The 24,620-nt window shown below is 69.4% G+C and carries 23 protein-coding genes, 2 tRNA genes and 3 pseudogenes; 9 read left to right on the top strand and 19 right to left on the bottom strand.

Annotated elements, in window-relative coordinates; all coding sequences use genetic code 11:
- Positions 1 to 178 precede the first annotated feature (178 nt).
- From OG472_RS01775 to OG472_RS01765, 3 genes are all read right to left on the bottom strand, one after another.
- A complete protein-coding gene (locus OG472_RS01775; RefSeq protein ID WP_405827193.1) occupies positions 179 to 940 on the bottom strand; it encodes a hypothetical protein in 762 nt (253 codons plus the stop codon).
- A gap of 550 nt (positions 941 to 1,490) precedes the next feature.
- Positions 1,491 to 2,186, bottom strand: coding sequence for a hypothetical protein (locus OG472_RS01770; protein WP_405827192.1), 696 nt, complete (start codon positions 2,184 to 2,186; stop codon positions 1,491 to 1,493).
- A gap of 190 nt (positions 2,187 to 2,376) precedes the next feature.
- A tRNA-Ala gene (locus OG472_RS01765) sits at positions 2,377 to 2,451 on the bottom strand.
- 665 nt (positions 2,452 to 3,116) lie between these two features.
- On the opposite strand from OG472_RS01765, the gene OG472_RS01760 reads away from it, so the two are divergent.
- Positions 3,117 to 3,311, top strand: coding sequence for a DUF6959 family protein (locus tag OG472_RS01760; protein ID WP_405834729.1), 195 nt, complete (start codon positions 3,117 to 3,119; stop codon positions 3,309 to 3,311).
- 331 nt (positions 3,312 to 3,642) lie between these two features.
- Here OG472_RS01760 and OG472_RS01755 read toward each other — a convergent pair whose 3' ends face one another.
- From OG472_RS01755 to OG472_RS01740, 4 genes are all read right to left on the bottom strand, one after another.
- A complete protein-coding gene (locus OG472_RS01755) occupies positions 3,643 to 5,892 on the bottom strand; it encodes a tetratricopeptide repeat protein (RefSeq protein WP_405827190.1) in 2,250 nt (749 codons plus the stop codon).
- A gap of 233 nt (positions 5,893 to 6,125) precedes the next feature.
- A complete protein-coding gene (locus OG472_RS01750; protein WP_405827188.1) occupies positions 6,126 to 6,623 on the bottom strand; it encodes a hypothetical protein in 498 nt (165 codons plus the stop codon).
- Positions 6,624 to 6,818: 195 nt separating this feature from the next.
- Positions 6,819 to 7,109 (bottom strand): DUF6087 family protein, encoded by a 291-nt coding sequence (locus OG472_RS01745; protein ID WP_405827186.1) that lies wholly within the window; start codon positions 7,107 to 7,109, stop codon positions 6,819 to 6,821.
- A gap of 13 nt (positions 7,110 to 7,122) precedes the next feature.
- Positions 7,123 to 8,493 (bottom strand): Tat pathway signal protein, encoded by a 1,371-nt coding sequence (locus OG472_RS01740; protein ID WP_405827185.1) that lies wholly within the window; start codon positions 8,491 to 8,493, stop codon positions 7,123 to 7,125.
- Positions 8,494 to 8,650: 157 nt separating this feature from the next.
- Here OG472_RS01740 and OG472_RS01735 point away from each other — a divergent pair, with 157 nt between their 5' ends.
- Genes OG472_RS01735 through tgmC form a run of 3 tightly spaced genes read left to right on the top strand, consistent with a single transcriptional unit; the run spans position 8,651 to position 11,096 of the window.
- The gene (locus OG472_RS01735) at positions 8,651 to 8,917 is read left to right on the top strand and encodes a putative ATP-grasp-modified RiPP (protein ID WP_405827183.1); all 267 of its coding nucleotides are present in this window, start codon (positions 8,651 to 8,653) and stop codon (positions 8,915 to 8,917) included.
- A gap of 3 nt (positions 8,918 to 8,920) precedes the next feature.
- On the top strand, positions 8,921 to 9,919 hold the full coding sequence (gene tgmB / locus OG472_RS01730; RefSeq protein ID WP_405827181.1) for an ATP-grasp ribosomal peptide maturase: 999 nt from the start codon (positions 8,921 to 8,923) through the stop codon (positions 9,917 to 9,919).
- Positions 9,897 to 11,096: an ATP-grasp peptide maturase system methyltransferase gene (tgmC, locus tag OG472_RS01725; protein ID WP_405940728.1), complete on the top strand. Its 1,200-nt coding sequence runs from the start codon at positions 9,897 to 9,899 to the stop codon at positions 11,094 to 11,096. The genes tgmB and tgmC overlap by 23 nt, the downstream gene beginning before the upstream one ends.
- Positions 11,097 to 11,388: 292 nt before the next feature.
- Here tgmC and OG472_RS01720 read toward each other — a convergent pair whose 3' ends face one another.
- Together OG472_RS01720 and OG472_RS01715 are read right to left on the bottom strand one after the other, a co-directional pair.
- Entirely contained in the window at positions 11,389 to 11,550 is a 162-nt protein-coding gene (locus OG472_RS01720; protein WP_405827179.1) for a hypothetical protein, read from the bottom strand.
- A gap of 315 nt (positions 11,551 to 11,865) precedes the next feature.
- The gene (locus OG472_RS01715) at positions 11,866 to 12,360 is read right to left on the bottom strand and encodes an RICIN domain-containing protein (protein WP_405827177.1); all 495 of its coding nucleotides are present in this window, start codon (positions 12,358 to 12,360) and stop codon (positions 11,866 to 11,868) included.
- Between the two features lie 516 nt (positions 12,361 to 12,876).
- Between OG472_RS01715 and OG472_RS01710 the strand changes: the two genes are divergently transcribed.
- Positions 12,877 to 14,808, top strand: a complete 1,932-nt coding sequence (locus OG472_RS01710; RefSeq protein ID WP_405827175.1) for a PQQ-binding-like beta-propeller repeat protein — start codon at positions 12,877 to 12,879, stop codon at positions 14,806 to 14,808.
- Between the two features lie 395 nt (positions 14,809 to 15,203).
- Here the strand turns inward: OG472_RS01710 and OG472_RS01705 are convergent, their stop codons facing one another.
- From OG472_RS01705 to OG472_RS01690, 4 genes are read right to left on the bottom strand one after another with little or no spacing between them, the layout of a single operon-like run.
- Positions 15,204 to 16,052 carry a hypothetical protein gene (locus OG472_RS01705; RefSeq protein ID WP_405827173.1) on the bottom strand — a complete coding sequence of 283 codons (849 nt, stop codon included), beginning with the start codon at positions 16,050 to 16,052 and terminating at the stop codon, positions 15,204 to 15,206.
- Positions 15,977 to 16,630 (bottom strand): DUF6875 domain-containing protein, encoded by a 654-nt coding sequence (locus tag OG472_RS01700; protein ID WP_405827171.1) that lies wholly within the window; start codon positions 16,628 to 16,630, stop codon positions 15,977 to 15,979. The genes OG472_RS01705 and OG472_RS01700 overlap by 76 nt, the downstream gene beginning before the upstream one ends.
- 14 nt (positions 16,631 to 16,644) lie before the next feature.
- Positions 16,645 to 17,037, bottom strand: coding sequence for a hypothetical protein (locus tag OG472_RS01695; RefSeq protein ID WP_405827170.1), 393 nt, complete (start codon positions 17,035 to 17,037; stop codon positions 16,645 to 16,647).
- Positions 17,038 to 17,052: 15 nt separating this feature from the next.
- Positions 17,053 to 17,289, bottom strand: a complete 237-nt coding sequence (locus OG472_RS01690) for a hypothetical protein (protein ID WP_405827169.1) — start codon at positions 17,287 to 17,289, stop codon at positions 17,053 to 17,055.
- A 229-nt stretch (positions 17,290 to 17,518) separates the two neighbouring features.
- Between OG472_RS01690 and OG472_RS01685 the strand changes: the two genes are divergently transcribed.
- Complete coding sequence (locus OG472_RS01685) at positions 17,519 to 18,853, top strand: hypothetical protein (protein ID WP_405827167.1); 1,335 nt, start codon at positions 17,519 to 17,521, stop codon at positions 18,851 to 18,853.
- Positions 18,854 to 18,975: 122 nt separating this feature from the next.
- Here the strand turns inward: OG472_RS01685 and OG472_RS01680 are convergent, their stop codons facing one another.
- The 4 genes and pseudogenes from OG472_RS01680 to OG472_RS01665 all read right to left on the bottom strand — a co-directional run bounded on the left by OG472_RS01680 (position 18,976) and on the right by OG472_RS01665 (position 21,137).
- On the bottom strand, positions 18,976 to 19,254 hold the full coding sequence (locus OG472_RS01680) for a hypothetical protein (protein WP_405827165.1): 279 nt from the start codon (positions 19,252 to 19,254) through the stop codon (positions 18,976 to 18,978).
- 55 nt (positions 19,255 to 19,309) lie between these two features.
- Positions 19,310 to 20,257 carry an effector-associated constant component EACC1 gene (locus OG472_RS01675; RefSeq protein ID WP_405827163.1) on the bottom strand — a complete coding sequence of 316 codons (948 nt, stop codon included), beginning with the start codon at positions 20,255 to 20,257 and terminating at the stop codon, positions 19,310 to 19,312.
- Positions 20,258 to 20,519: 262 nt separating this feature from the next.
- Positions 20,520 to 20,777 (bottom strand): annotated as a pseudogene (locus OG472_RS01670) (DUF4913 domain-containing protein); the annotation flags it as partial.
- A gap of 27 nt (positions 20,778 to 20,804) precedes the next feature.
- Positions 20,805 to 21,137, bottom strand: a complete 333-nt coding sequence (locus OG472_RS01665; RefSeq protein WP_405940727.1) for a hypothetical protein — start codon at positions 21,135 to 21,137, stop codon at positions 20,805 to 20,807.
- Positions 21,138 to 21,354: 217 nt separating this feature from the next.
- Here OG472_RS01665 and OG472_RS01660 point away from each other — a divergent pair.
- Both OG472_RS01660 and OG472_RS01655 read left to right on the top strand, forming a co-directional pair.
- Positions 21,355 to 21,627: pseudogene (locus OG472_RS01660) on the top strand (RHS repeat domain-containing protein); the annotation flags it as partial.
- Between the two features lie 111 nt (positions 21,628 to 21,738).
- A tRNA-Met gene (locus OG472_RS01655) sits at positions 21,739 to 21,815 on the top strand.
- A gap of 393 nt (positions 21,816 to 22,208) precedes the next feature.
- Here OG472_RS01655 and OG472_RS01650 read toward each other — a convergent pair.
- Together OG472_RS01650 and OG472_RS01645 are read right to left on the bottom strand one after the other, a co-directional pair.
- Positions 22,209 to 22,469, bottom strand: coding sequence for a hypothetical protein (locus OG472_RS01650; RefSeq protein ID WP_405940726.1), 261 nt, complete (start codon positions 22,467 to 22,469; stop codon positions 22,209 to 22,211).
- A 544-nt stretch (positions 22,470 to 23,013) separates the two neighbouring features.
- Positions 23,014 to 23,172 (bottom strand): HopJ type III effector protein, encoded by a 159-nt coding sequence (locus OG472_RS01645; protein ID WP_405943128.1) that lies wholly within the window; start codon positions 23,170 to 23,172, stop codon positions 23,014 to 23,016.
- 69 nt (positions 23,173 to 23,241) lie between these two features.
- On the opposite strand from OG472_RS01645, the pseudogene ligA reads away from it, so the two are divergent.
- Positions 23,242 to 24,489, top strand: a pseudogene (gene ligA, locus OG472_RS01640) (NAD-dependent DNA ligase LigA); the annotation flags it as partial.
- Between the last annotated feature and the right edge of the window lie 131 nt (positions 24,490 to 24,620).

Genomic DNA, 24,620 nt, shown 5'->3' with positions numbered 1-24,620 from the left:
GCTCAACGATCCCCACCACGGCCCACAGCCTACCCAAGTCGCCAATTGAGATGGTTTCTTACTCAGACGCCACATAGGGCACCCAAACAGCAGTCAGAGGTCAAACGGCAAGCAGAGGTCCCCCGCAGGGTGACGCGGATGCGTACCGCAGCATGCTGGGGATCGCGGAGTACGTAGGTCAGCTGCTGGCGGCGTCGCGCAGTGCGAGGGTGGTGCGTGCGGCGGTGGTGAGGTCTGTCTCCCGGACGAGGCGTACGCCGACGAGGTTGGCGGCGTCGCTCCATGCGCAGAGGGTCTGGTCGCCGTCGGGTCCGGTCACGTGGCCGCAGGCGAGGCCGCCGCCGTGCCGGCCGGCGTCGAAGCGGGCCACGTCGCGGGCCTTCGCGCCGGCGAAGTAGTTGCGGAACTCCTGCGAGATGGACTTGGTCGCCTTGGACTCGGCGACCTTGGGGTCCCAGTCGGCGCTGTTGACCAGGACGAAGAGGTCGTAGGTCCCGTCGGCGTCCTGGTCGTAGTAGCCGGTCCGGAGGCTGTGCGGGAGTTTCCGGCCGGCCAGCACCTCGGTCTCGGCGCGGGTGGCGTCCTCGCCCTTGAGGAGGCGGAAGCGGTCGAAGAGCTCCGGGAGGACGATGACGGGGTACTCCTCGGTGCCGTCCGCGGCGAGCGCCTCGATGGCGCGGGGCTCGGGGTCGTAGGAGGCGGCGGCCTTCACGCTGGCAACGGCCGCGATGAACACGCTCACGCCCGCGATGAACCAGGTCCGCTTCCTCTTCCCCCGCGCAGCTTGTGCCCGATCGCTGCCGGGCGGGGTGGACTGCGCGCGCCAGGAGCGGGTCAGCCACCAGAGCACGCCGATGGCTATGGCGGCGGCGGACATGACCCCGAGGACCTCGCCGACGGCAAAAGCCTGCGAGGTCGGGTCGATAGAAGCGACGATCATGCCCGGCATCGTATGTGTGAACGAAACCCCGGGAACCACGGTCCCCGGCGGGCTACGCTCCATCCCGGCCCGTGCCGGAATGGAGCGCGCGGGACAGGCCCCGGTCCCCATCCATGGGACGCAGTACGGCCGGGGCCGCCCCGCCTCCCGACAGCTGCCGTGCCCCGTCGGCGGCCGCAGTCGCCCGGGACGGGCGAGCGTCGGGCCCGCGCGAGGGCGACCGCTCACCCCCAGTTCGACATCGTGATGACGAACCGCTTGAAGGGACGTAGCCCGTGGACACGATTCCCGGCCACCCGCACGGCAGGCACTTCCGGCACTGCTACGCGTACGAGGGCAGCTTCTGCTCCTGCGGCGGCCGGTATACCGGGGACGACGCAGGCTCTCGCCTGGAGTTGCCACCCGCGCCCTTCAACCTCCTCGCACCCCACCGGGTACTGCGCGAGGAGCCGCATTGCGGCCGGGTGTGCCCCACGCCGGCCGGAAGATCCGGACCGGACGTTCGCCGCGTCCGGCCGTCGGCCGCGGCACGGGCACGCCAGGCCGGAGGTTAGCCCTTGTCGTCCAGGTTGTAGACGTCCTTGTCGGCCGGGACGTCCACCTGTACGGGCTTGTTGATGCCGGTGAAGACGAGATCAATCGGATTCGGGCCGCTGGTGGTCACCTTGAGCAGAAACGGTTCACCTTTGGTGGCCACGAGAAAGACTCCTTCGGGCGTGTTGATCGTGACCGCCTCCTGGCCGTCGATCTTGGTCAGTGCGCCCTTCTCCGCGCCCTGGATGCTGTAGATCTCCTTGAGCAGGCCGTCGCGGTCGCACAGATTGGTCAGTCCCTTCATGGAAGGGGCCGTGGCTTCCATGCGCATCCAGCGGCCCGTCATGTCCTTGCGGGCCTGGCTCGCCTGGTCCTCGGGCATGTCCTTGGTCTTGGCGAGTATGTGGGTCTCGTCGCCCCGGAGGAAGGTGTGATTCCGGGTGCGGACCACATCGAGGGTGCCGCCGCCCCGGGCTTCGATGGTGCCCTTGCACTCGCCGGTCTCGCTGACCGACAGGTTCACCTGCCCCTGGCTGGACGCTTTCCCGCTCATGGTGAACGTGGACGCACCGCGCAGCGCGGTCGCGGCGTCGTTCAGCACCCGGGAGCCTTGCTGGCCGGGGAACGGTTCGGTCGACAGGCAGCTGGTGAGCCCGAGGGCCGCGGCACCGGTCAGGGCGACGGCGGCGAGCAGGCGGTGAGCGGTGTGCACGGAGACTCTCTTCAGCGAGGAGGAGCGGATGGTGGGAAGGAGCGTACGAGGCGATGGGACGGCCCCTGCGATCGGGCCGGACTGCCGATGCGCCCGCACTGGCGGTCACGCGACCGTGTCGGGTCGGGTGCTGCACCCGGCCTGGCGGCCTCAACCCGTCGCCGGCCGTTTCGCGGGTACTGCACGGCAGGGGGAGCGGCCGGATTCGAACCGGCGTCCTCCCCTCTTGCCAAGAGGGCGCGTCTACCTCTGCGCTACAGCTCCCCCGCCGCGGTACGCGCACCCTATGCGCTCCCTCCCGGACCCCCGTAGCGGTTTTCGAGCCTCCCGTTCGCAGCCGTCCAGCGCAGGGCAATGGCCGTACCCGGCCGGCAGGACCGCAGGCTGCCTGTTTTCCCCGGCGGCGCGACGGCGCTGGCGGAGCTGTATGCGAGGCAGCTGGCGAGTGCGCGGAGAGGGACGTGCGTGCCGAACTGGGCGTGGTCGAGCGGTCGTAGTCTTGCGGCGCGTATGACGATGGCGGGGAAGAGACCGAGGCGGACCGCCGGGTCGCCTGGCGGGTCGAGGCCGGTTGCGATGGGCAGTGGCGCTCGGTCTCCGAGCCCTGCAACGAGAGGGACCCGGCACTGGACCGACTTCAGTGGTGTCGGGTGAATGTCCCGCCCGCAGTGTCCTACCGCCCCGTCCGTAGGACGACCCGGGTTACCACTGCCGTCGAGAACGTCTGAGCCGTTGCCCTCGATCCGGAAGGCCCGCGAGCGCCCCACGGGGGAGTGACCGGCCGTGACCCCCGCTTCCGTGACGATCACGGCTGGATGGGGTCCGGCACTTGCTGCTGGATGACCTGATGGAACTCATTGAGGCCGAACTGCTCACCGATCCAGGCAACGACACGGTGGTACGCCTGCCCCACGCCGCTTCCCGGGAGTACTGATCCAGGGCGACTCGCTGTCGATCATCCGCAGCGACGTTGCCGAAATCGTGGAAGCCTGCGCCCAGGGCTATGCCGACGACGCACACGAGGCAGCCACGCTCCTCCTGGCCAGCATCGACGAACTTCTGGACCGCTACGAGAGCGCGTTGAAGGCTCACGGCATCGAGCGCCCCTGCGCACCCCGCACGTAGGGGACAGCCTGCCGGATCGTTTCATCGCGGCAGGACACAGCCGGCCCAGGCAACACGGACCGTCGGCTGCATGCCGGGGTTTACGCGGATGGGGGCAAAGCGGGTCCGTGAGTCGACTCACGGAGGGGTGCGGGGCTATCGGCCGGGAATGAGGACAGGGCCGGCCCGGCGGTGCGGGTCGGCTCTGTCGTTGTGTGCGGCACTCGCGCTGCGACGCGGTTGCCGACCCGGCACGGCCCGCTGCCTTCGACGAGGAACTGAACCCGCTGTACGGCATCGGCTTGTAGAGGGTGGGTTCCCACACGGACGACCAACTTCTGAGGACGTGGCGTCATCTCCCGCTCTGCGGGTGATCGCCAGCCGTATTTCGAGCCTCATCCCTGGCTCTCGCCATGGGCAAGGTTGTTTCGGGTGGTGAGGGCGTCGGGGTGGCCTGGGCTAGCACGAGGGACAGGAAGTCCCTCACCGCGGTGGCGAACTCGGGTCCGGCCCAGGCGAGGTCCCGAGTCTGTCCCTGCCGGATAGCGAGGGTGTTTCGGGCGGTGTTGGCATGCGGGGCCTCTGGGCCCAGCACCCGCAGGCGGTCGTCCAGCGCGGCGGCGCACGCGGCTGCGGTCCCGGCGGGATTCCCCGCCTTCCACAGCCAGTAGACGAGGCCGACTCGGCTCATGAAGATATCTGGGTGGTCCGGGCCAAGTACGCGCAGGCGGTCCTCCAGCACGGCGGCACACTCGGCCGCGGCTCCGGCGGGATCCCCAGCCTCCCCTCGCCAGTTCGCGAAGTTGATTCGGGTGGTAAGGGTGCGGGGATGGTCCGGGCCGAGCACCCGCACGAAGTCCTTCAGCGCGGCGGTGTACGCGGCTGCGGCCCCGGCTGGATCCCCCGCTTCCCCCAGCCAGGAGGCGAGGTTCGCTCGTGTGAGGAGGGTGTCGGGGTGGTTTGGGCCCAGCACCTGCAGGCGGTCCTCCAGCAGGGCGACGAACTCGACTGCAGCCCCGGCAGGATCCCCAGCCTCCCCTCGCCAGTTTGTGAGGTTGTTTCGGGTGCTGAGGTTGTGGGGGTGGTCCGGGCCCAGCACCTGCAGTGACGTTTCCAGCATGGCGGTGCACGCTGCTACGGCCCCGGCGAGATCCCCCGTCCTCGCCTGCCAGATAGCGAGGTTGCTTCGGGTCGTGAGGGTGTCGGGGTGCTCTGGGCCCAGTACGCGTAGGCGGTCCTTCAGCACGGCGGCAAACTCGGCTGCGGCCCCGGTGGGGTCTCCAGCCTCACCCCGCCAGTGGGCGAGGTTGGACCTGGCTGTCAGGGTATTGATGTGGTCCGGACCCAAGTGGTGGGTAGTGGTGGTGGTGAGTTGCTGGAAGTGTTGACGGGCGGATGTTACCTGGCCAGCTTCTGCGAAGCTTAGGCCAAGGCGGTACAGCACCACGTGGACATCGGGGCGGTACAGGCCGTCTTCGGAGCACGCAATCAGGGCAGTGGTGTTGGCGCGTAGGGCGCGGGCGAGTTCGGTGTCGCGTTCGACCTCAGGCCAGGCTGCGGTCAGTGCGTCGGCCGCGGTGCGCGCGAGGCGGCTCTGGTGATCGAGGTCGAGAGCGTCACGGGTGGCTCGTTGGATGAGCTGATGGATCCGTACTGCTTGGTGAGGTTCGTCGGGGGTGTGGTCGATCAGGCTCAGACGGTGCAGGATCCGCAGGGCGCCGATCGCCGACTCTGCGGTGATTGCGCGGGGCGTCGGTGTAGATCCGCGGTCGTGCTGGGTGGTCCGGTTGGCTGCCAGGTGGCTGAGGGTCGGTTCGCTGGTCAGAGCCGCCTGGGGGATGCCGTTGGGATCGAGCATCGCGGTGAGCTGAAGCATGGGGCGGGCCAGGCCGACGGGGCGCAGCTGGTCCGCTCGGTCCAATGACAGGGACCAGGCGGCGGCCGCGCTAGTTGGCTGGTCGTCGGGCAGGGTCCCAGGCTCCGGAAGCAAGTCGGCTAGCTGCCGTGCGCGGTCGGCCAGATGGACGCGGTAGCTGGCAGCGTCCAGGTGCGTGTCGATGAGGTATGCGGCGGCCTGGGACAAGGCGAGTGGAAGGTGTCCGAGGTCAGCAGCGAGCGCCCCGAGAGTCGAATTGTTGTCACGTCGCCCATGGGCGGCCAGAGCTTGCTGAAGGTATGTGGTGGCCTCGTCTGGAGTGAACAGGCCTACCAGGACCGGCTGGGCGTGAGTGGTCAGGGCGGCGTCGCGGCGGCGGGTGGTCAGTAGGGTCCGGCCGAGTGCGTGGGCGGGTGGCCACAAGCCGCGGAGGTCCCCGGGGTCAGCGACGTCGTCCAGGACGATCAGCCAGCGACACGCTTGCGGCGTGGGCTTGGGCTCTAGCCAAGCTAGGAATGCCTGCGCGGCCCGCTCTGGATCGGTCGGGTCCGCGTGCAGGATGTCGGCGGCGGCCTGGGCGTAAGCGTCGATGATGGCCTGGCGAGTCGCCGCCGTGACCCAGACGAGGAGGTCAACTTCCCCGTTCTCCCACGCACGGCGGGCGTGATCGGCGGCCAGCTGGGTCTTGCCTACCCCGCCCATACCGGCCAGAACCTGCGCGTTCATGTCTGCGCCCGCCTTAGCGTGCCGCAGCCGCCGTGCCTCGGCGCGGTCCTGGAACGCGCCGGCCCGCCGGGGGATCACCCCGACCTGGTGCGGCCAGGAGACGGCGCCGCGGGGGGCGGCGTGATAGGTGACGTGGTCGGCGCGGCCTACCGCCAGGCTGCCGCGATCGGCGTGAACGTGTACGCCGCCGCCCGACGGAGTGCACTGTGGGGGGCTTGGAAGTGCCGGTCCGTTCAGCCCTGGGACGGATCCGGCGTCGGAGGGCGGTGGTCGATGCGCGCCCCTCCGTTCAGCACGGCCGCGGCGATCGCCCCGTCCCGGGCCTGCACGTTGATGTCCCCGCCGGCGGCCGCACCGCCGGCCCCGGCCGAGACCCCGCCGACCGCGCTCTCCCTGAGCAGCGCACGCAGCTCGTCGGCTGCCTCTTCCCTCTCCGTATCGTCCAGGCCTTCCAGCAGATCCTCGAAGCGGGTCCGCCACTCCCTTTCCTGGAGTTCGCGTTCCCGCTCGGCCCCGCCGCTCGCGGTCAGTTCGGCGGCGGTGCGGTCAAGCCGCTCCAGCTGCACCTGTTCCCGCCGTTCGTCGCCTCGCCCGAACCATCGTGCGACCCGCACCCGGAGCCCGGTCCACGCGTCCGTAGTCGCGGCCTGCACCACACCGGCACCCGCCGCTGCGGCCAACGCCGTCATCGCCTCCGCCAACATCCCACCCACCCCCTGAAGACCACTCATGCGCACAGCCCCGCATAGAGGACCGTCTGTGACGGTAGTGCCGACCGCCGCGGTACACATCCCCTTTCACGAGGAAGGCGGATCTGACTCACACTGCACGCCGCCGCAGCACATGGAGATCGGATCTGCTCGTAGAGGTCGGTCGCCGCGGGCCGCAGAGGCACAGGTGGTTGTCGGTGAGATCGAGCACGGTCGTCAGGCGGCCGGACCATGGTCGGTCTGGAGTTCGTTCACCCACTCCTGGGCCGCCGTGAGGTGGGGAGCGGTGCCGATCACCTGGTACGCGAAGCCGTCCCACTCCTCAAGGACGCGAGGCTCCTCTGGGCGGAGGTGGCCGGCGCCGCCGTGCACGGCCCGGTGGCGCCGGTAGATGTCCATCGGTGGGAGGCGCCGCTTGTTGTACGCGGCGAGCGGGTCGCGGGCAGCGACACGGGGGACGGCACGGGAGGGCTGGTTGGGTGGTCCGGGGCGGCGGTGCTTGGCCATGGGCTCGATGTTCTCAGGCCGCGACAGTCGTCGGCCGCGCGCCGGCGAGGTCCCGGGCACGGTTGCGGACGTCGTCCACGGCGGTGGTCTCGTACGGGCTGGCCGCGTGCAGCAGCGTGTTGAGCCGGGAGGCCACGAGGGTGGAGTCGACGCGGGCCGCGTCATCGAGCGCCTGCTGGGCGGCCGCCGCCCCGGCTTCGGCCTCGCCCTCGTCGAAGAGTGCGGCGGCGAGCCCGATGCGGTCCATGACGCGGACCCGGTCGAAGCCGGGCCTGCGCAGCGCGAGGGCGTCCTCGAAGTGGATGCTGGCGGGCTGGCGGCCACGGCCGAGTCCGGCGAGGTCGCGGGCGGAGACCGCGCGGGCGCCGGCGTGCTCGGCGGCGTCGAAGTAGCCCACCCACGCGGGGACGTCGTCGCCGAGACCGGCTTCCAGGAACTCGTCGGCGTCACCGAGGTGCCTGTCCGCCTGGCGCTCGTCGCCGAGGGCCGCGTGCACCCGCCCGGTCTGCGAGGCGACGAGTGCCCGGGTCACGGGCAGCTTCGCCTTCGTCGCGGCCACCCGGAGAAGACCCAGGGCGTCATCCGGACGGCCGAGGTAGATCATCTGGTGCGACATGCGGGTGACGATCTCCACCCCGCGGTCCGGCTGTCCCGCCTCACCGGCCGCGTAGATCCCGTAGCTCCAGTACCGCTGCGCGGTCGGGTACCGGCCGCTGTCGTGGCTCACCCACCCGGCGAGCGCCGCCAGGTCGGCAGTTGCGGCGAACACCCGGGTCCGCAGACTCCGGGGCACCCCGTCCTGGACGCGGCGGGCGACTTCGGCGAGCTGGGCGACGATCGCCGAGCGGTACAGGCCGCCGCCCTTGGAGGCGTCGGCCTTGGTGAAGAAGGCGGTGACCTCTTCGAGGGCGGTGACGGTGTCGGTGTCGAAGCCCTTGCGGTCGCTGCTCAGGGCGTGGGCAGTGCCGCCGAGCATCCGTTCGGCGGCGAGGATCAGCGGCGCGCCGATGGCGAGTCTGAGGGTGTCGCGGCGGTTCATGAACAGGTCCATCTGCGTCCATCCGGCCAGGGTCTGGGCGGCTGCCTCGGTCAGCAGCGGGAGCTGGATGCTATCCAGCACGGGTCCGGCGGAGGTCAGGCCGAGGTCACCGGGTGTGAGGATCTGGCCTACTGCCTCGGAGAGGACTTCCGCGAGCAAGGCGGGGACCGGTGGTCGTGGCCGTTCGCCGTCGATCCAACGCCGGATACGGGTCGCGTCCGGGGCGATCTGGCGGTGACCTCTGTCTTTCGCCGCTGCGGCGATCCGCCGGGCGAGCTCCCCGTGGGACAGGCCCGTCGCCGCGATCCACAGCATCAGTTGCGGGTTGCCGGACCTGCTGGACATCGCTGCCTCACCCTCCCCGCCTGTATGTACGGAGCGTGGCATTTCCGCCACGGTTCGCGACCCCTACGGTACTGGTGCGGGCCTGCATGGTGGGCGGATTCTTCTTAAGGCGGCAGCCGGCCGGCTGCCGCTCGAAGTACAGGGGAAGGGAATGCGCATGGCAACGCTTGCACCCCAGGCTCCGTGGGCGATGCGGCTGGTCACCGACCGGCTGCCGATCGGCCCGCCGTCCTACGCCGCGGTGACGCTGGACGAGCCGACGCAGAAGGCCCGCTACACCGACGCTGCCGGCCGGCCGGTGGAGATGGGCCAGCACGGCACCAACCAGACCACCCCGACCGCGTCCCAGTCGGGCGGCAGTGACGGATCGAGCCCGCAGCCGCAGAGCACGGACGACTCCAACCCCGACTACAGCTCGGACTGACCGATGACCTCCACCATCCTGGTCGTCACCGCGCTGGAGGACGTCACCGCGGACATGGTGATCTCCGAGCTCAACGAGCGTGAGGTGCCCGTCGTACGCGTCGACCCCGCCGACATCGGGACCGCCCTGACCTTCGCCGCCCGCATCGATACGAGGGCGCCCGCGTGGGGAGGACGGCTGGCTACCGGCAGCCGGGAGGTGGAGTTAGGGGAGGTGGCGGCGGTGTACTACCGCCGCCCCACCCCGTACGCCGCCCGGTACGGACAGCTGCCCGCCCAGCAGCGGGACTTCTGCATCGCCGAGGCCCGCCACGGGCTCGGCGGCATCCTGCACAGCCTGAACGACGCCCTGTACGTCAACCACCCGCTCGCCGTCGCCCGGGCCGAGTTCAAGCCCGCCCAGCTGCAGCGGTTCACCGAGCTCGGGCTGACGATCCCCGCGACGCTGGTCACCAACGACCCGGAGCAGGCGGGCAAGTTTGCCGCCGAGCACGGACCGATCATCTACAAGCCGTTCCGCGGACTCCCCCAGGGCGAGGACGGACAAGCGGGAGCGATCTGGGCCCAGTGCGTCGACGCGGGCACCTTCGACAGCTCCCTGACGGTGATGCCCCACCTGTTCCAGGCCGAGGTGCCCAAGACCGGCGACATACGGATGACCGTTGTCGGCACGCGCATCTTCGCCAGCCGCATCGAGGCGCCGGACCGGGCGCTGGACTGGCGCCGCGGCGACTGGAACGAACTGGTCCACGCCCCCGTCGACGTGCCGGCGCCCATCGCCGCCGCGGCCCACCAGTACCTGGCATCGTTCGAGCTGGTCTTCGGCTGCTTCGACTTCGCCCTGACCGGCGACGGGAGCGCCGCCGAGCACTGGACGGCCATCGAGTGCAATCCGAACGGACAGTGGGGCTGGCTCCCGGATGCGCCGGCCATCACCGAGGCGTTCGCCGACATCCTGACCAGGAAGGAGGCGGCACCCGATGACGATGCCCGCCGACCTTGAGACCGATGCCACGCAACTGCGCGAGACGATGGCGAAGGCCCTCGCCGAGGACGGAGCGCTGGCCGACCCGGCCTGGCGCCACGCGGTGGAGACGGTGCCGCGTCACCGGTTCGTGCCCGGCTTCTACCTGCCCGCCGACGAACGCGACGAGCAGGGCCTGACCGTCTGGGAGCCGGTCACCGCCGAACTCGACTACGGCCGCTGGCTGGCCGGCGCGTACACCGACACGACGCTGATCACGCAGTTCGACAGCGACGAACCCGACTGGAAACGCCCAGCCGTACGGCACGGCGGGGCCCCGACGTCCTCCTCCACGCTCCCCTCGCTCGTCGTACGGATGTGGGCGGACGCCGACGTGGAGGAAGGCCACACGCTCCTGGAGATCGGCACCGGAACCGGCTACTCCACCGCGCTCGCCTGCGAACGCCTCGGATCCGCCGACGTCACCAGCATCGAGGTCGACCCGCACCGGCTCAGTCAGGCAGCCGACGCCCTGTACGGCCTGGGCTACACCCCAACCCTCGCGGTGGCGGACGGACTCTACGGGTACTGGCCCCACGCCCCCTTCGACCGGGTCGTGGCAGCCTGCTCGTTCCGCGTGGTACCCCCTGCCCTGCTCGCGCAGACCCGGCCGGGCGGGAAGATCCTCCTGACCCTCTCGGGCTGGCTCTACGGATACGCCCGCGTCCTCCTCACGGCCGGCGCCGACGGCACCGCCGAGGGCCGGCTGCTGCCCGGGACGGTTTCGTTCATGTCGGCGCGCACCCACGCGGCGCCGACGTTCGGCAACCCCGCCCACTGGGTCAGGGGCCTGCCGGACACGGCCCGGGCCACCCTGCACAGTCCGGAGCGGATCAGCAACGCCACGCAGGAGGCTTTCCACCTGCGGTTTCTCGCCCAAAGTGCGGTGCCGGACGCGCAGATGACGACCGTGGGTAAGGAGGTGCACCTGGTCGACGTTGTCACCGGCTCTGCTGCGGCCCTCACCCCTCACGGCGAAGGTTGGCAGGTGCGCGAGGGCGGACTGGTGAAGCTGTGGGAGCGCGTCGAGCGTGTCCTGGACGCCTACGACTCGGCGGGCCAGCCCGGGCCGGAGACGTTCACCCTGCACGTCTGCGACGGCGGGCAGCACCTGCGGCACCCGCAGATGCCCGGCCTGCCACTGCCCCGACCGTGAGACGTCCGGGGTGAGGATCTCCATTCACGTACGCGGTCAGCGGACTCCGTGTCGGGGTTCGCACGCGCGCGGCCGCCGGCGAACCAGTCGGCTCCCGCCCGGTCCTGCGGGACATGTACCGGCGCGCCGCCGACCAGCTGCGGAATCCAGCGCTCCAGGTCGATCCGGCCGCGGGCGGCGTCGTTGAAGGCGCCGTAGTCGGCGGTGCGGTCGATGCGCCACAGTTTCTGGTCGGGCAGGTTGTGGCCATGGTTTGGAGCTGACCGTTGACCGCTGGCGGTGCCGGAAGTGACTACTGGCCCTGGGCGGCGTCGATGAGGATTTGCGCGATCTCTCGGAGGGGATCCCAGCGCTCGTCCAGCGGCACCTGTCCAGCTTCCGCAGCGTCAAGGAGCGCATCGATCCTCTCTTCGACGTAGCGCTTGTTCTGCAGTTCTCCCTGCCACCTGTTCACCGATTTGTTCAGTGATGTCCATTGGATGGGGACAGGGGCTCCGTCGGGGCCGATGAGGCAGTCGATGCCGAAGTAGAACTCGACGGAGCAAGCGCGACCGTTGACGTCATCCTGACCCGGGCCCGAGGGCCCGTTGGTTGGATAGGAGCGCGCGTAGTCCAGATCAGGCAGGTTTGTAGGTACAGCCCAATGGGTCGGAGGCTTGGACCTGCAAGAGGTGAGGGCTAAGGGAAACCCTCCTGCCACCTTCGCGCGGTAGATGGCAGAAGGCCGACATCTGCTCAATCAAGTCGGGTGGAGCAGATGTTTAGTGAATTAATTATACATCCATACTTGGTTGTAGCCGGTATTTTCGCCCCACTGGGCTGCCTGAGTCCCGTTAGCTCTGCTCATTCCGGGGATTTCTAGCCAGAGGCGGCTGTGCTTATTCTGAATGGAGACGTGAATAGAATCTGCTGACTGCCAGAATGTCCACTGCTGGTTGGCGCCGCCGGTACAGTCCCACTGCCTGGCCGCGGCGCCGTAGGCTGTGCTCCAGTCTGCTATCTCAAGGCACTTGCCGCTGTTTACGTTTTTGAGGATCGTGCCATTTCCGGTCCACTGCTGGTTGGCGCCGCCAGTGCATTCCCACTGTCGAACTACGGCACCGTTGGAGGTGCTCCAGTCCGCAACTTCAAGGCATTTGCCGCTGTAGGCGTTGCGGACTGGGAAGCCGCCGGCGGCCGAGGCTGAGGTTGCGGGAACAAGTGTGAAGCTGATCGCGGCAGCAAGGCCGCAGCTAATTGCTCCGAAACGCTTTGGAGTGAACATTTAACTCCCTTTTGTTCATGTTTGTGGTGGTGAACTTCGAGAGTTGATCATAACCACTGGGTGGAGCCGAAGGGGCTGGGGTGAGAGTTGGCGGACGCGTCCAGCAGGCCTTTAGAGGGTGTTTAGCTCTTTATTGAGGTCTTTTGAGTCGGTATGGGCTTGTGGTCGAGCGGGGCCGCTGGGGCATTTGGCCTCGCATAGGCGGGAGGGTGAGGGCGAAGCCCGGGTGCTACCCACCTCGGGATGCGGTGGCGGGGCGTTCAAAGGCTCCCGCCCGTAGGCACCCAGCGGGGCGGGTCGAGGGCAGGTGTGAGACAGCACTCGGAGGGGGAGGCACCGTGCGGCTGCTGCCAACAATTTCATCGCTTGATGCGCGCACCGTCAGGGATATATCAGGCAACGGACTGCGCCTTGTGTGGAAGTGGTGGCGGGTCGGACAGCGGCTCCCAAGGGGGAGCCTGAAGGGGGTGTGGGGTGGGAGCGTTGGACCCATTGGGCCCGGAGGACCCGCAGCAGGTGGGGCGCTACAAGATCGTGGCGCGGCTGGGCTCCGGAGGAATGGGCCGGGTGTACCTCGGGCGCTCGCCCGCCGGACGCCCGGTTGCCGTGAAAGTAGTGCGTCCGGAGCTGGCTGGGGATGGCGAGTTCCGGCGACGTTTCAAGCGAGAGGTGATGGCGGCTCAACGGGTCAATGGGGCCTTCACCGCCGGTGTGATCGACGCCGACCCGGACGGCTCGCCAGCTTGGATGGCGACCGTCTATGTGCCGGGTCCCTCCCTCGGCGAGGCACTCGCCGCTCACGGTCCATGGCCACTTCACTCGGTGCTCGCCCTGGCCGCTGGCATGGTTGAGGCACTCGAGGTCATCCACGCGGCCGGGGTCATCCACCGTGATCTCAAGCCGTCCAACGTGCTTCTCGCCGCGGACGGACCGAGGATCATCGACTTCGGTATCTCGGTCGCCATGGAGGCCAGTACGTTGACCCGGGCAGGCGTGCTGATCGGAACCCCCGGCTACATGTCTCCGGAACAGCTCCTCGACCGGCCGGTGACCCCGGCCAGCGATGTCTTTGCCCTGGGAGCGGTCTTGGCCTACACGGCCACTGGCGTCAGCGCGTTCGGTTCTGGCAGCTCGACCGCGCTGTGCATCCGTACCGTCCAGGAAGAGCCCAGCCTTGATGCCCTCCCTGGTGACCTTCGTGATGTCGTCGCCGCCTGCCTGGCCAAGGAGCCCGATCAGCGTCCGACCGTGGCCACACTGCTCGATCGGCTGACGGGCTCTCGCGGCAAGGACGGAAAGGGGCAGCCCCTCCGCCCCACACTTCTGCTCACAGAGCCAAGCTGGTTGCCTGACCAGATCGCCCAGCTCGTCCAGCGCAACGATCCCCCCTCGCCCGTGCCGGACACACGGGCCACCGTGCCTGGGGGGCCCGGCCGGCGCCTACGCGGTTCGAGGAAGTGGTCCTACGCCTGCACCCCCACGGGCTTTTGGGCCACCCCTAGGGAGAGGTACCGGGGGTCAGCCGCGTCCGACGGCCTGGTCTACTGCAGCAACGGCGCCCTGTACGCCGTGGATGTGACGAGTGGGGAGCAGCGCTGGGCCTATACCTCCGCCGGCAGGGCGTGGTCGTCGCCGACGGTGGTCGAGGGGCTCGTGTACTTCGGCAGTGACGACGGTGGGCTGTACGCGGTGGACGCGAGGAGCGGCGAGAAGCGCTGGTCCTTCACCACCGGTGGAACGGTGCGCTCGTCGCCTGCGGTGGCTGGCGGAGTCGTCTATGTCGGCAGCGACGAACGCGGGCTTCATGCCGTGAGCGCGGAAACCGGGGAGCCCCACTGGGCGTTCAGCACCGGCGGAATGGTGCGCTCGTCGCCGACGGTGGTCGAGGGGCTCGTGTACTTCGGCAGTGACGACGGTCGGCTGTACGCGGTGGACGCGAGGAGCGGCGAGAAGCGCTGGTCCTTCACCACGGGCAGGAAGGTGCGCTCGTCGCCTGCGGTGGTCGACGGCGTCGTTTACGTCGGCAGTGACAACGGCAAGCTCCACGCGGTGGACGCGGATACCGGGCGGGAGCGCTGGTCATTCCACACCAAGGCCCGCTTGCGCTCGTCACCAGCGGTGGCCAATGGCACCGTCTACCTCACAAGCGAAAGGGTCGCGAAAATCACAGATAGGGATGTGATGCCCAAGCTGTATGCGGTTGATGCGGCCACGGGACGCGAACGCTGGTCCTCCGAAATCGGTTCGAACGAGGTCCTCTCGCCTGTGGTAGCCAACGGCATCGTCTACGTCGCCTTCAGCTATCAGCTCTGCGCGTTGCAGGCGGATACCGGGCTACAGCACTGGGTCCACCCTCTGGGCAACAGCCCGGCGTCCTCGCCGGTGGTCGCCGACGGAGTCGCGTACCTCTCTGACGGGTCCAACACGCTGTATGCCGTGCAGACATGAGGCAGGCGCCGGCGGGCGAACGCGCATCGGCTGTACGCCGAAGGCCGACTCACCGGGCTGATCGAGCTCGATCGGGACGGCTGGGCCGAGGAACCCGCGCGTGGGGCGCAGGCTCCTGTGCTGGAGCACCGCAGTGCCGAGGCTGACATGCGCGTGGGGACGGCCGCGCGTCGGCCTTCCGGGGCGGCAGCACGGTCCAAGTCCACCACCCTCCGTGGGCGACCCGCACCCAAGTCCGGCCCGGCCACGCCGTCCGCACAGGGCGGCCAGCCGCCCGCCTCCCCCAAACGCCGCCCCGGGCGAAGCCCGTAACTCCCGGCCAAGGAGCCCTGCGGTACACCTGCGGCCCGCGGCCGGGTCGAAGCAGCTCAGGCATGGGCCGGAGACCGTGCTCGTCAGATGGCAGCAAGGAGGTCGCCGAGCTCGGCGGCGGTGGGGCGGCTGCTGCGTGGGGCGAGGAGCACGTCACGCAGAGGTTTCTGGAGTTCCGGCCACGGTCGGATCGGGTCGAGGGGCGCGGCGCGGTTGGCGATGCGGGCTCGGAGCTGTACGGGGGTGAGCTGCTGAGGGTCGATCCCGGCGGCCTGGTAGTCGAGGGGCCAGCGGCCGGTCAGGCAGGTCCACAGCGTTCCGGCAAGGGCGTACACCTCGGCGGCGGGGCTGGGGGTGACGGGGATGATGCCGACGCCGATGGAGGCGGCGAGTTCGGGGGCGAGGAGGTGGACGATGCCGCCGCGGAAGGCGTCGCTGGGCTCGAAGCCGGGGCGCCAGGCCCAGGCGAGGTCGAGGAGGCGGACGCCCTGGTCGGTGTGGACGGCGTGGGCGGGCTGGAGGTCGGAGTGGACCCATCCTGCGGTGTGGAGTTCGGCGACGGCCCGGCACAGACCGACGGCAGCCGTGAGGGCTTGCTCTTGGCCGTCCTCGCCGTTGCGGTAGGGCGCGAACACCTTGTACGTGGAGGGGCCTTCGAGCCAGCTGGTGACGATCCACGAGGCGTTGCTCGTCACGCCGGCGCCGAGGAGGTCGGGCCGGTCCAGGAGGCGGAGGACCTCGCCCTCGCGGGCGGTGACAGCAAGGCCGTCGCCGTACCCGATTTTGATCGCGGCTGCGGTGGTGCCGGCGCCGGTTGCTCTCCATACTGCGGACCCGCGCCGGTTGGTGATCTCGCTCAGCTCGACGGGGCCGCGGCAGGCGGCTTCGGCGGCCGCGCGGGCTGCTGCGGGAACGGGAGGGTGCTGGCCCATGCTCGGATCTCCGTCCAGTCGTGGGAGAGGCCCGCGAGGAGCTCGCGGCCATCGTCGTCGGCCTCGCGGATCGCGTCGGCGAGGGTGGGGGTGGTGTCGAGGAACTGCGGGTCGCGCGGTCGTACAGCCGGGCGTACGGAGAGGAACGTCAGCGGCGGGACGGGGAGCTCGTCGCCGTACCGGTCCGTGTCCGTCTCCCCCTCCCAGAACTTCCCGACCATGAGGCCGATCGGTGCGACGAGGTTCTTGAGCGCCCAGTGCGGCCAGTCGAGATGGGCCCGGGCCGCCCCGGCGATGACCACGTTCTCGCACACGAGGTGTCCACGCGGGCCCTTCGACAGGACCCGGACCTTCTCGGCGGCTGCGAGCGCGGCGGCGAAGACGTCCGCCTCGACGGCGGCGGGCTCGGCGAGCGGCCGCATCCCGTACACGGTCCAGCGGGTCAGGCCGTGCCGGATCGAGGGGGAGAGGTAGGGGCAGTGGGCGGTGGTCGCCTGCACGTATGCGGGGGCCGGGGCGGTGGTGGTGCGCTGCCTGATGACGCGCAGAGGCCCCGCCGGCAGCGGCAGGGGCTCCATGGGCGTGTGACTGGTCACTCGGTGTCGGAGCCGCTGCCGGCGGTGAAGTCCGGGCCGCAGTTCCACGACGCCCACACCTTGCCCGTCTCCCGGTACGCGGCGAGCGCGGTCTTGTCGACCTGGCCATCGGCGTCGGTGAACCACAGCTCGGGCAGCGGTCCGTAGGCCTCCTCGTAGGCGGACACCCACGTCACGTAGCCCTCGCCGCGGCCCTCGACATGTGCGGCGACGGCACCGGCGTGCTCGATGCTGAACGCGGCGTACTCGGGGCTGTCGACGAGCTCGTGCCACTCGGCGTCGATTGCTGCGGAGAACATCTGCGGTGCGGATTCCCCGCGGTTGAAGCGGTACCCGGCCAGGGCCAGGAACTTGCCCAGCTCGGCCCGTACGGCGGTCATGGTGCTCATGAGGTGGTGCCCCTCTCAGTCGAGTGGTGACGGGTCAGCGGCGAGCTCGATGTTCGTCACGGCTGTGGGAAGCTCGCGCCCGTCCGTCTTCTTGATGTAGGCGAGCCGGACGCGGGTGGCCCGGCCGAGGTGGTCGTGCTTCTCCTCGTTGACCACGGCGGTGAGCTTGCCTTCGGTGCCGCTGGCGATGTCGCGGACCGTTTTGCCGAGCCAGTCGTGCTCTTCGTGGCCGAAGGATCCGATCCGTGCCATCGCCGCTCACCTCCTGGGGTCGTCGGGGGCCGGTCCCCGAAGGGGGGATGAACAAGGGGGGACCGGCCGCCACGGTGGGGCCAACCGGCACCGTCTCTCCCAGGGGAAAGCCCAGGGGATTCGCGGTCGCGGCGCCGGGTGGCTGGTACTCATTCAACGGGGGTACACCCCGGGGGAGAACACGGCAGACTGGGTGCCTCGTTGAACGCGTTGAATGCCAGGGAGCTGGATGATGGGACGCGCACCGAACAGATCGCTCGCCGGCCTGATGGCCGAAGCCGACTGGGGAAACGGGCAGCTCGCGCGGGCGGTGAACCGGGCCGGCGCCGAAGCGGGGATGGACCTGTCCTACTCGGCGAGCACCGTGACGTACTGGCTCAGGGGGACGATGCCCCGCGAGGGCGTTCCGCAGGTCATCGCCGAAGCGATCTCGCGTCGTATCGGCCGCCCGATAACGTGCGCGGAGGCCGGGTTCCTCGGCATCACCGCGGACACGGTCGGTGACCTGTCCGACCTCGTTAGGGGCGACATGGACCCATCACGGCGGCGCGTGCTGAGCGCCGGCCTGTACTCGGCGGCCTTGATGGTGCCGGTGTACTCCGACCTCGGCGACCGGCTGGAGTCGGCCGACCAGGACGTGAAGGCCGGGCGCACCGTCCGGGTCGGTACGGGCGAGGTCGAGACGGTCCAGCGGATGACGGACCACATCGCCGGCATCCTCGACGAGCTCGGCGGCGGCCATGCCCGGCCGATGGCCGCCGCGTTCCTCGCCAACACCGTGATGCCATGGATCACTGCCGACGCCACGCCGCAGGTGCGGGAGCGGATGCTCGCCGCGGCCGCCGACCTCGTCTACCTCACCGGGTGGATGGCCATGTTCGAGCGGGCCCACGGCCTCGGCCAGCGGTACTTCGTCCAGGCCCTCGGCCTCGCGGGCGACGCCCAGGACCACCTCACGTACTGCCGGACCCTGCGCGGGATGGCGTTGCAGGCCTCCAACCTCGGATACGGGCCGAAGGCCTTGGAGCTCGCCGACTCGGCGGCCGAGGCAGCCCCCGCGGCCGGCCCCCGGCTGGTCGCGTTTCTGCGCGGCCAGCAGGCCCACGGGGCGGCCATGGTCAAGGACCGCAGGCTGGCCTTCGCCCGGCTACGGGAGACCGAGGATGCGCTCTCGCGCGCGGACGGCCGCAACGACGCGGTCGGCGGCTACGACCGGGCCGCGTACGAGTTCCACGTCTCCCACGTCCTCGCCGAGCTCGGCGACCTCCCCGGATCCATCCAGGCCATGCAACGCTCGAACCGGGCCCGGCCCGCGAACGAACGGCAGGGCCGCGTCCACGCCAACGGTGTCCTGGCCACCCGGCAATGGCAGCTCGGCCACGTCGAAGCCGCCTGCGCCACCTGGGACACCTTCCTCGACGACTACGCCACCCTGTCCACCGCGCGCGGTGACGAACATTTCGCCACGCTGCGCGCCCACGTCAAGGCACAGCCCGGTACGCGGGTGGTGCGTCAGCTCGGCGAGCGCGTCCAGGCCGTCTCCCGGCAGAAGGCGGCCGCTTGACCGCGGCGTGGCCCAGGTCGGGGTGTCAGCATCATCCCTGTCACCCCAGCCCGGCCGCCGGGAACTACTCCTCGTCGGATGAGCGGTCCGGCTGGGCTACTGGGCCTTCTTGGCCTCTTTGATCAACGAGAAGTGCAAGGCGTCGGCTGTAGCGGTGGCGATACCCGCTTTCCTATGACGGCCCGGCTGATGGCCTGCACCTCGGCGAAGAGATTCAGGAAGATCTCCTCGTCGGCGGCCAGCTCGGTGATCAGCCGGATCGCGGGGGCGGGGGCGCAGAGGTCGGGGGCTCGGTCGAAGCAGAAAGTGTGCGCCAGGTGGTTTCGGCGTTCCCGCGCAGCGTCCAGCCGGTCCTTGGGGCCGGGGACCTTCTCCAGATGCGGCGCGAGCCTCTTGATCATCTTCTCCGCAGTCTCCGCCGCGGGGCGAGCTATTGAGCTCCGACCCCAGGTCCTGCTATTCGTCGCCCTCGGCGTCGCTAGCTTCTTGGCCTTCCGGTGGTGGATCGAGCTGCAGGTCCGCAGCCGGGAGCTGGGCTGGCCCTGGCGGCATTTCGTCGAGAATCTGCGCCAGCCGGGCGAGCATCTTCTCCGGTTCGGCAAGGTGCGTAGCCTCGACGCTGGCAGTTGACCCGTCGTACCGAGTGATCTCCAGCTTCACATCAGACTTACGCTGTCGTACCCAGAGCAGCAGGGCGCGTGCCAGAGGCGTGACTGCAGCGGTCGCAGCGGCCGCAAGGATGGCACCGTCGAAAATGATGCGCCGGGGCCGGGTGTCTGTTGCCAGCTGATGGACAAGGTCCAGTCGGTCGACTGTCTCGGTTGCCTGCTGGCCCACCATGGAAATGGTGAACTCGTTGCTGCATGTTCTGAGGATGGAAACGATGTCCTTGACCACATCGGCTGGCACGGTGCAGTGGGTCGGGATATCGGCTTCCTGACCGTCACTCTCGGCAGGAGCCAGTGGGGACAGAAGGGCCAACCCGCGCGGTGCCTCGGGAGATCCTGATCGGACTGCAAGGTCCAGCAGGGACAAGGCATCACGTACGAGGTGTACGTCAACGCTGATGGGCGAACCGTCGGCTTCCCACACCTCTCTGCTGAGCCGGGAAGTCAGTTGAGATATGGCCAGGTCGACCTCATCGTCTGCGTCGGCAGAGTCGAATGTTGCTGCCAACACGTCTACCAGTTCTCGTACAAAGTCGACTTCAACCTGGCTGGGGAAGTCCCATCCGGACGCATTGTCCGGGTCCAGGTAGTTTTCGAAGCCGTGCTCGTCCATGTCCTGCCTGACGGCCTTGAGCTCGTCCAGGAGAACCTCAAGGACCCCTGGCTGCCTGCTGGGCTGTCGCTTCAAGTACTCGGCTATGGCATATAATTCGCTTATCTGTACCGATATGGTCATGATTCCCCCTGCGTACATCTCGACAGCATTGTGTCCGTGATCCTGCCCGTCCCATGAAGATACGAACACGCTCGCACTGCGTCGGCAGTTGCCGTGACACCAACCTTCCCAGGTAGCACATCGAGGCGGTTACCCTGACAACGAGCCCCTCAGCAGCACCGTCACCCGGCAGGTCAGCCGGAGAGAATCACTGACACGGCCCATGTCGCCGACCACTGACACTCTCGTGTCGCCCGACAACGAGCGTCCTGTCCGGCGGGGATCAGTCCTCGATCTGGCGCCAGGCGCTGGGCACGGCGCCGGGCATGCGGTGGCCGATCTGGTGCTCCCCCTTCGTGCAGCCCGCGAACGGGCCGCAGGAGCCCCGCAGCTGGAGCAGGCGCGGGTCGAGGTGGTCGAGGTGCCAGACCGAGGGGCCGGTGTAGCCGCAGGTGGCCGGGTTGGTGAGCTCCTGCCAGGCGAGCCAGGAGGCGTGGAGCCGCGCGACGGCAACGGGGTGCTCGAACCAGAGGTGGCACCAGCGGGCGTCGGCGCTCGGCCAACGAGATCAGCAGCAGGGACCGAGGATGAAGCCCAGACCGATCCCACCGCCGAGCAACGCCTCGCGCAGCGCGCCGGGCCGGGCGATCTCCGGCGTGACACGCCCCGCGAGCCGGCGCATCACCAGCGCGTACACGGCCACCGCGGCGGCCGCACCCAGCACCGGCACCGGACCGGGCCCCGTCGCGGTCACATTCGCGACCAGCCCGACCCCGACCAGCCCGGTCACCATCCAGCCGAGCGGGGAGCGCAGGATCCTGCCGAAACGGCCGCCCCGACCAATCGGCTCGATGTCCGGACCGGGGTCCGCTTCGTGCTTCGCAGTGGATGTCGTGCTCATGATGGCCTCCCCTGTGGCGGTGGTCGCACCGGCGGCGACCTGACAACCACGCTAGGAATCCGGAGGCGTCCACGAATTACCCGCCGATGGACAACGCTGGTAGCTCTCACGCGGGATGCGCCGCACCTGCCAACCGTTCCAGCCCTCTCAACCACGGAACGCAGCCGAGGCACGGCACGCACCCAGACGGCATCCAGAAGGCTGGCGAAGCCCCTGGACGAGGGTCGTTTCCGACAAGGCCGGTCTGCCCCTGGCCATCACCGATCCGTTGGGGGCGACAACGCGCTACGAGCGTGACGCCTTCGGCCGAGCCGTGTCGATCACCGACCCACTGGGTGCCGTCACGCGCCTGGAGTGGACGGTCGAGGGCAAACTCGCCCGCCGAGTCGAGGCTGACGGCAGCGAGCAGTCATGGACGTACGACGGCGAGGGCAACTGTGTCGCCCGCGTTGACGTTCTTGGCGGGGCAGCGGCCTTCTGCCGCCCGCACACCGAAGGGTCGTACCCGCCACCGACAGTGGCCCGGCGTCCGGTCCTTGCAGGCGGCGGGCAGGAAAATGGCGGGCGGCGCCGCGTGGGTGCCGTAGGCTTGCCGTACCGACGCGGGGTGGAGCAGCTCGGTAGCTCGCTGGGCTCATAACCCAGAGGTCGCAGGTTCAAATCCTGTCCCCGCTACCAGAAGGGAAGGGGTCCGGCATTTGCCGGGCCCCTTCTCGCATTCAGGTCTGTCAGCCGGCCCCCGATCGTAGAGTTCCCGCCGACGGGCTGCTGCCGGCACCTCCGAGCTGAGTTTTCGGGGGCCGTGGCGGGAAACCGTCTGGATGGAATGTCGTGCACACCTCCTGGAGTCGCAGCACGAAGCCGGCCCACGCCGGAGCCTGGCACCGCGGGGCCCTGGAGACGGAATCTCCCGGACGGACCGTGCCGCCCCCACTGGGCAGGTGCGCGCAGCCTGCTGTGAGTGCCACTCTGACCGGTGGCGCAGAAACAGGGGGAAGCACCCCTCCGCGCGAGCGGAGGTGCTCCGGCAAGCGGGTCTGATCGGACCGACTGCCTCGTGGGCTGCGGGCGCTACTCGGTCCCAACTCCACCCGAGGAATCCTCGGGTGGGGCCTCCGCTGCGTTCGCCGCCGTCTTCACCGCTTTCTCCACCTCGTGCCGCGACAAGCCCGCCTCCTTGGCGTACTTGGTCACCGCGATGTGCACCGCGTCGACAGCGTCCAGCCAGGGCTTCCAGCCTTCCGCGCTGTACTCGCGAGTGGACGCTTCCTGGCGCGCCAGGTTGGCCTCGCGCTGGAGCCGGATAAGTTCGGCAGGAAGTTCGATCGCCACCGTGCGATCGTAAGCGCCAGGCCACGATGGCAGGAGGAGGCCGATCCGCGCGCAGCTCACTTGCGCGCCCGCGTGGACTCGTCCAGCTGATGGGCGCCTCCAGCAGGGCGAGCGGGTCCAGGACCGCCCTCGCCTTCCCGAGCGTTTACGTGCGGGCCGCCCCTTGGAACAGGACCGGGTCTTCGCGGCCGCCAACGCTGCTGCGGCTCGTGCGGTCGTGCGCGCCTTGGGGTCCTTCCGCCCGGCGTAGTACCCGCACGTGGCCGCGCTGACGTGGCTCCTGCACCCGCCGCGCCCGCCGATGAGGCACGGCGACGGACCCCGCTGGCCAGCTGCCGTCTCACCGATGAGACGCACCGCGCGGCAGCGCCGCCGTGCCAGGCTGAATCGGGTGTAGCGCGGCAAAGCAGAAGACGGTGTGGTCGAGCTCGCGCTGTGTGTCTTTGTCGGCCAGTTCCCACGACCCGTGAATAGAGGCACCTGGAGGAGTGTTCCCACCCCGCACGGGAGTCGTGTCCTTCGGTGCTCGCCGGGATTTCGGTGTTCAGCTCTTGGGGGCCAAGGGTTGCCCGGCGAAGCTCACCCCTGCCAGGCCATGGGTCATGAGGTTGCGAATGTTGCCGTGATCAGTGTCGTTCGGCGTCGCCAGCACACTGTGACGGTGCTGATCAGCAGACCGTTGCCGTCTTACCGCCCTGTGCAGCAGGCCGGCTCGTTGGCGTGCGAGGCAAGGCGGAGTCGGGCGGTGGCGTTGTCAGTGCGGGGCAGGATGATGACCTTCATGACCGAAAACAGTGCCCTGCTCTCTCCTGCCGCCTACGTGGAGGCCGTGGCCACCGCCGTGGCGGCGTCGGCCGCGTACTACAGCGACGGGACCACCCCGCTCGGTGACGACGAGTACGACGGGCTACTGCGCGCCATCGCGGCGTATGAGGAGGCCAACCCGGACGAGGTGCTTGCCGAGTCGCCGACCGGGAAGGTGGCAGGCGGGGCGGTGCAGGGTGACGTGCCGCACTCGGTGCCGATGCTCTCGCTCGACAACGTCTTCGACGCTGACGAGCTCGCCGAATGGGCCGCAGGGCTGGAACGGCGTCTCGGGCACCCTGTGGCCGGGTGGTGTGTGGAGCCGAAGCTCGACGGCCTCGCGGTGGCCGCCCGGTACCGGGGTGGCCGCCTCGTCCAGGTCCTCACCCGCGGCGACGGCTTGGCCGGCGAGGACATCACCCACGCCGCCGACGCCGTCCTCGGTCTGCCGCAGGTCCTCACCAAGCCGATCGACGTCGAGTTGCGCGGCGAGGTGCTGCTTACAACCGCCCAGTTCGAGGAGGCCAACCGGATCCGGCTCGCCCACGAGGCCACGCCCTTCGCACACCCGCGCAGCGGAGCGGCCGGCACCCTGCGAGCCAAGGACCGCCCCTACCGGATCGAGTTGACCTTCTTCGCCTACAGCGCGATCGGCCTGGACGACCTCGGCCACGTCGCTCTGCTGGAGAACCTGGCCGCGCTCGGCGCGAACACGGCCGCCAGTACGGCCGCCGCCCCGACGCGATGCGAGACCGTGGAGCAGGTGCAGGAACGTATCGACGTGATCGCCGGCCTGCGCGGGGACCTACCGTTCGGGATCGACGGTGTCGTCGTCAAGGCCGACACGGCCGAGGACCAGCGGCAGGCCGGCAACGGCTCGCGCGCCCCCAGGTGGGCAGTGGCCCGGAAACTGGCGGCCGAACACAAGGTGACGCGCCTGCTGGCGGTGGAGTGGAACGTCGGCCGGACCGGGATCATCGCCCCGCGCGCTGTCCTGGAGCCCGTGGTCATCGACGGGGTCACGGTCACCTACGCCACGCTCCACAACCCGTCCGACATCACCCGTCGCGGGCTCATGATCGGCGACCAGGTGTTCGTGTACCGGGCCGGCGACGTGATCCCCCGGGTCGAAGCACCGCTGGCCGACCAGCGCACCGGCGCCGAGATCCCGATCGTCTTCCCCGAAGCCTGCCCCCGCTGCGGGGATGCGATCGACTTCCCTGACAAGTTGTTGTGTTCAGGATCTGCGTGTGCCTGAAGGACATCAGGGGAACGCGTCTGGCTCAGCCTGCAAACGACTGCTGCCTCCCGGCCCGAGGGGTGGGAGCAGGGCCTGTTTCAAAGACT

Origin of the sequence: Streptomyces sp. NBC_00207 (assembly GCF_045160965.1) — a bacterium.
In the GTDB taxonomy this organism is placed as follows: Bacteria; Actinomycetota; Actinomycetes; order Streptomycetales; family Streptomycetaceae; genus Streptomyces.
The sequence above is the reverse complement of the archived record's forward strand: the minus strand, read 5'-3'. Positions and strand labels throughout refer to the sequence as shown.

Excerpts from the sequence above, each read along its gene's own strand:
- OG472_RS01775 (WP_405827193.1), bottom strand. The coding sequence starts at position 940 with ATGATCGTCGCTTCTATCGACCCGACCTCGCAGGCTTTTGCCGTCGGC.
- OG472_RS01755 (WP_405827190.1), bottom strand. The coding sequence starts at position 5,892 with ATGAACGCGCAGGTTCTGGCCGGTATGGGCGGGGTAGGCAAGACCCAG.
- OG472_RS01750 (WP_405827188.1), bottom strand. The coding sequence starts at position 6,623 with ATGAGTGGTCTTCAGGGGGTGGGTGGGATGTTGGCGGAGGCGATGACG.
- OG472_RS01745 (WP_405827186.1), bottom strand. The coding sequence starts at position 7,109 with ATGGCCAAGCACCGCCGCCCCGGACCACCCAACCAGCCCTCCCGTGCC.
- OG472_RS01740 (WP_405827185.1), bottom strand. The coding sequence starts at position 8,493 with ATGTCCAGCAGGTCCGGCAACCCGCAACTGATGCTGTGGATCGCGGCG.
- OG472_RS01735 (WP_405827183.1), top strand. The coding sequence starts at position 8,651 with ATGGCAACGCTTGCACCCCAGGCTCCGTGGGCGATGCGGCTGGTCACC.
- tgmB (WP_405827181.1), top strand. The coding sequence starts at position 8,921 with ATGACCTCCACCATCCTGGTCGTCACCGCGCTGGAGGACGTCACCGCG.
- tgmC (WP_405940728.1), top strand. The coding sequence starts at position 9,897 with ATGACGATGCCCGCCGACCTTGAGACCGATGCCACGCAACTGCGCGAG.
- OG472_RS01715 (WP_405827177.1), bottom strand. The coding sequence starts at position 12,360 with ATGTTCACTCCAAAGCGTTTCGGAGCAATTAGCTGCGGCCTTGCTGCC.
- OG472_RS01705 (WP_405827173.1), bottom strand. The coding sequence starts at position 16,052 with ATGGGCCAGCACCCTCCCGTTCCCGCAGCAGCCCGCGCGGCCGCCGAA.
- OG472_RS01700 (WP_405827171.1), bottom strand. The coding sequence starts at position 16,630 with ATGGAGCCCCTGCCGCTGCCGGCGGGGCCTCTGCGCGTCATCAGGCAG.
- OG472_RS01695 (WP_405827170.1), bottom strand. The coding sequence starts at position 17,037 with ATGAGCACCATGACCGCCGTACGGGCCGAGCTGGGCAAGTTCCTGGCC.
- OG472_RS01690 (WP_405827169.1), bottom strand. The coding sequence starts at position 17,289 with ATGGCACGGATCGGATCCTTCGGCCACGAAGAGCACGACTGGCTCGGC.
- OG472_RS01685 (WP_405827167.1), top strand. The coding sequence starts at position 17,519 with ATGATGGGACGCGCACCGAACAGATCGCTCGCCGGCCTGATGGCCGAA.
- OG472_RS01680 (WP_405827165.1), bottom strand. The coding sequence starts at position 19,254 with ATGATCAAGAGGCTCGCGCCGCATCTGGAGAAGGTCCCCGGCCCCAAG.
- OG472_RS01675 (WP_405827163.1), bottom strand. The coding sequence starts at position 20,257 with ATGACCATATCGGTACAGATAAGCGAATTATATGCCATAGCCGAGTAC.
- OG472_RS01665 (WP_405940727.1), bottom strand. The coding sequence starts at position 21,137 with ATGAGCACGACATCCACTGCGAAGCACGAAGCGGACCCCGGTCCGGAC.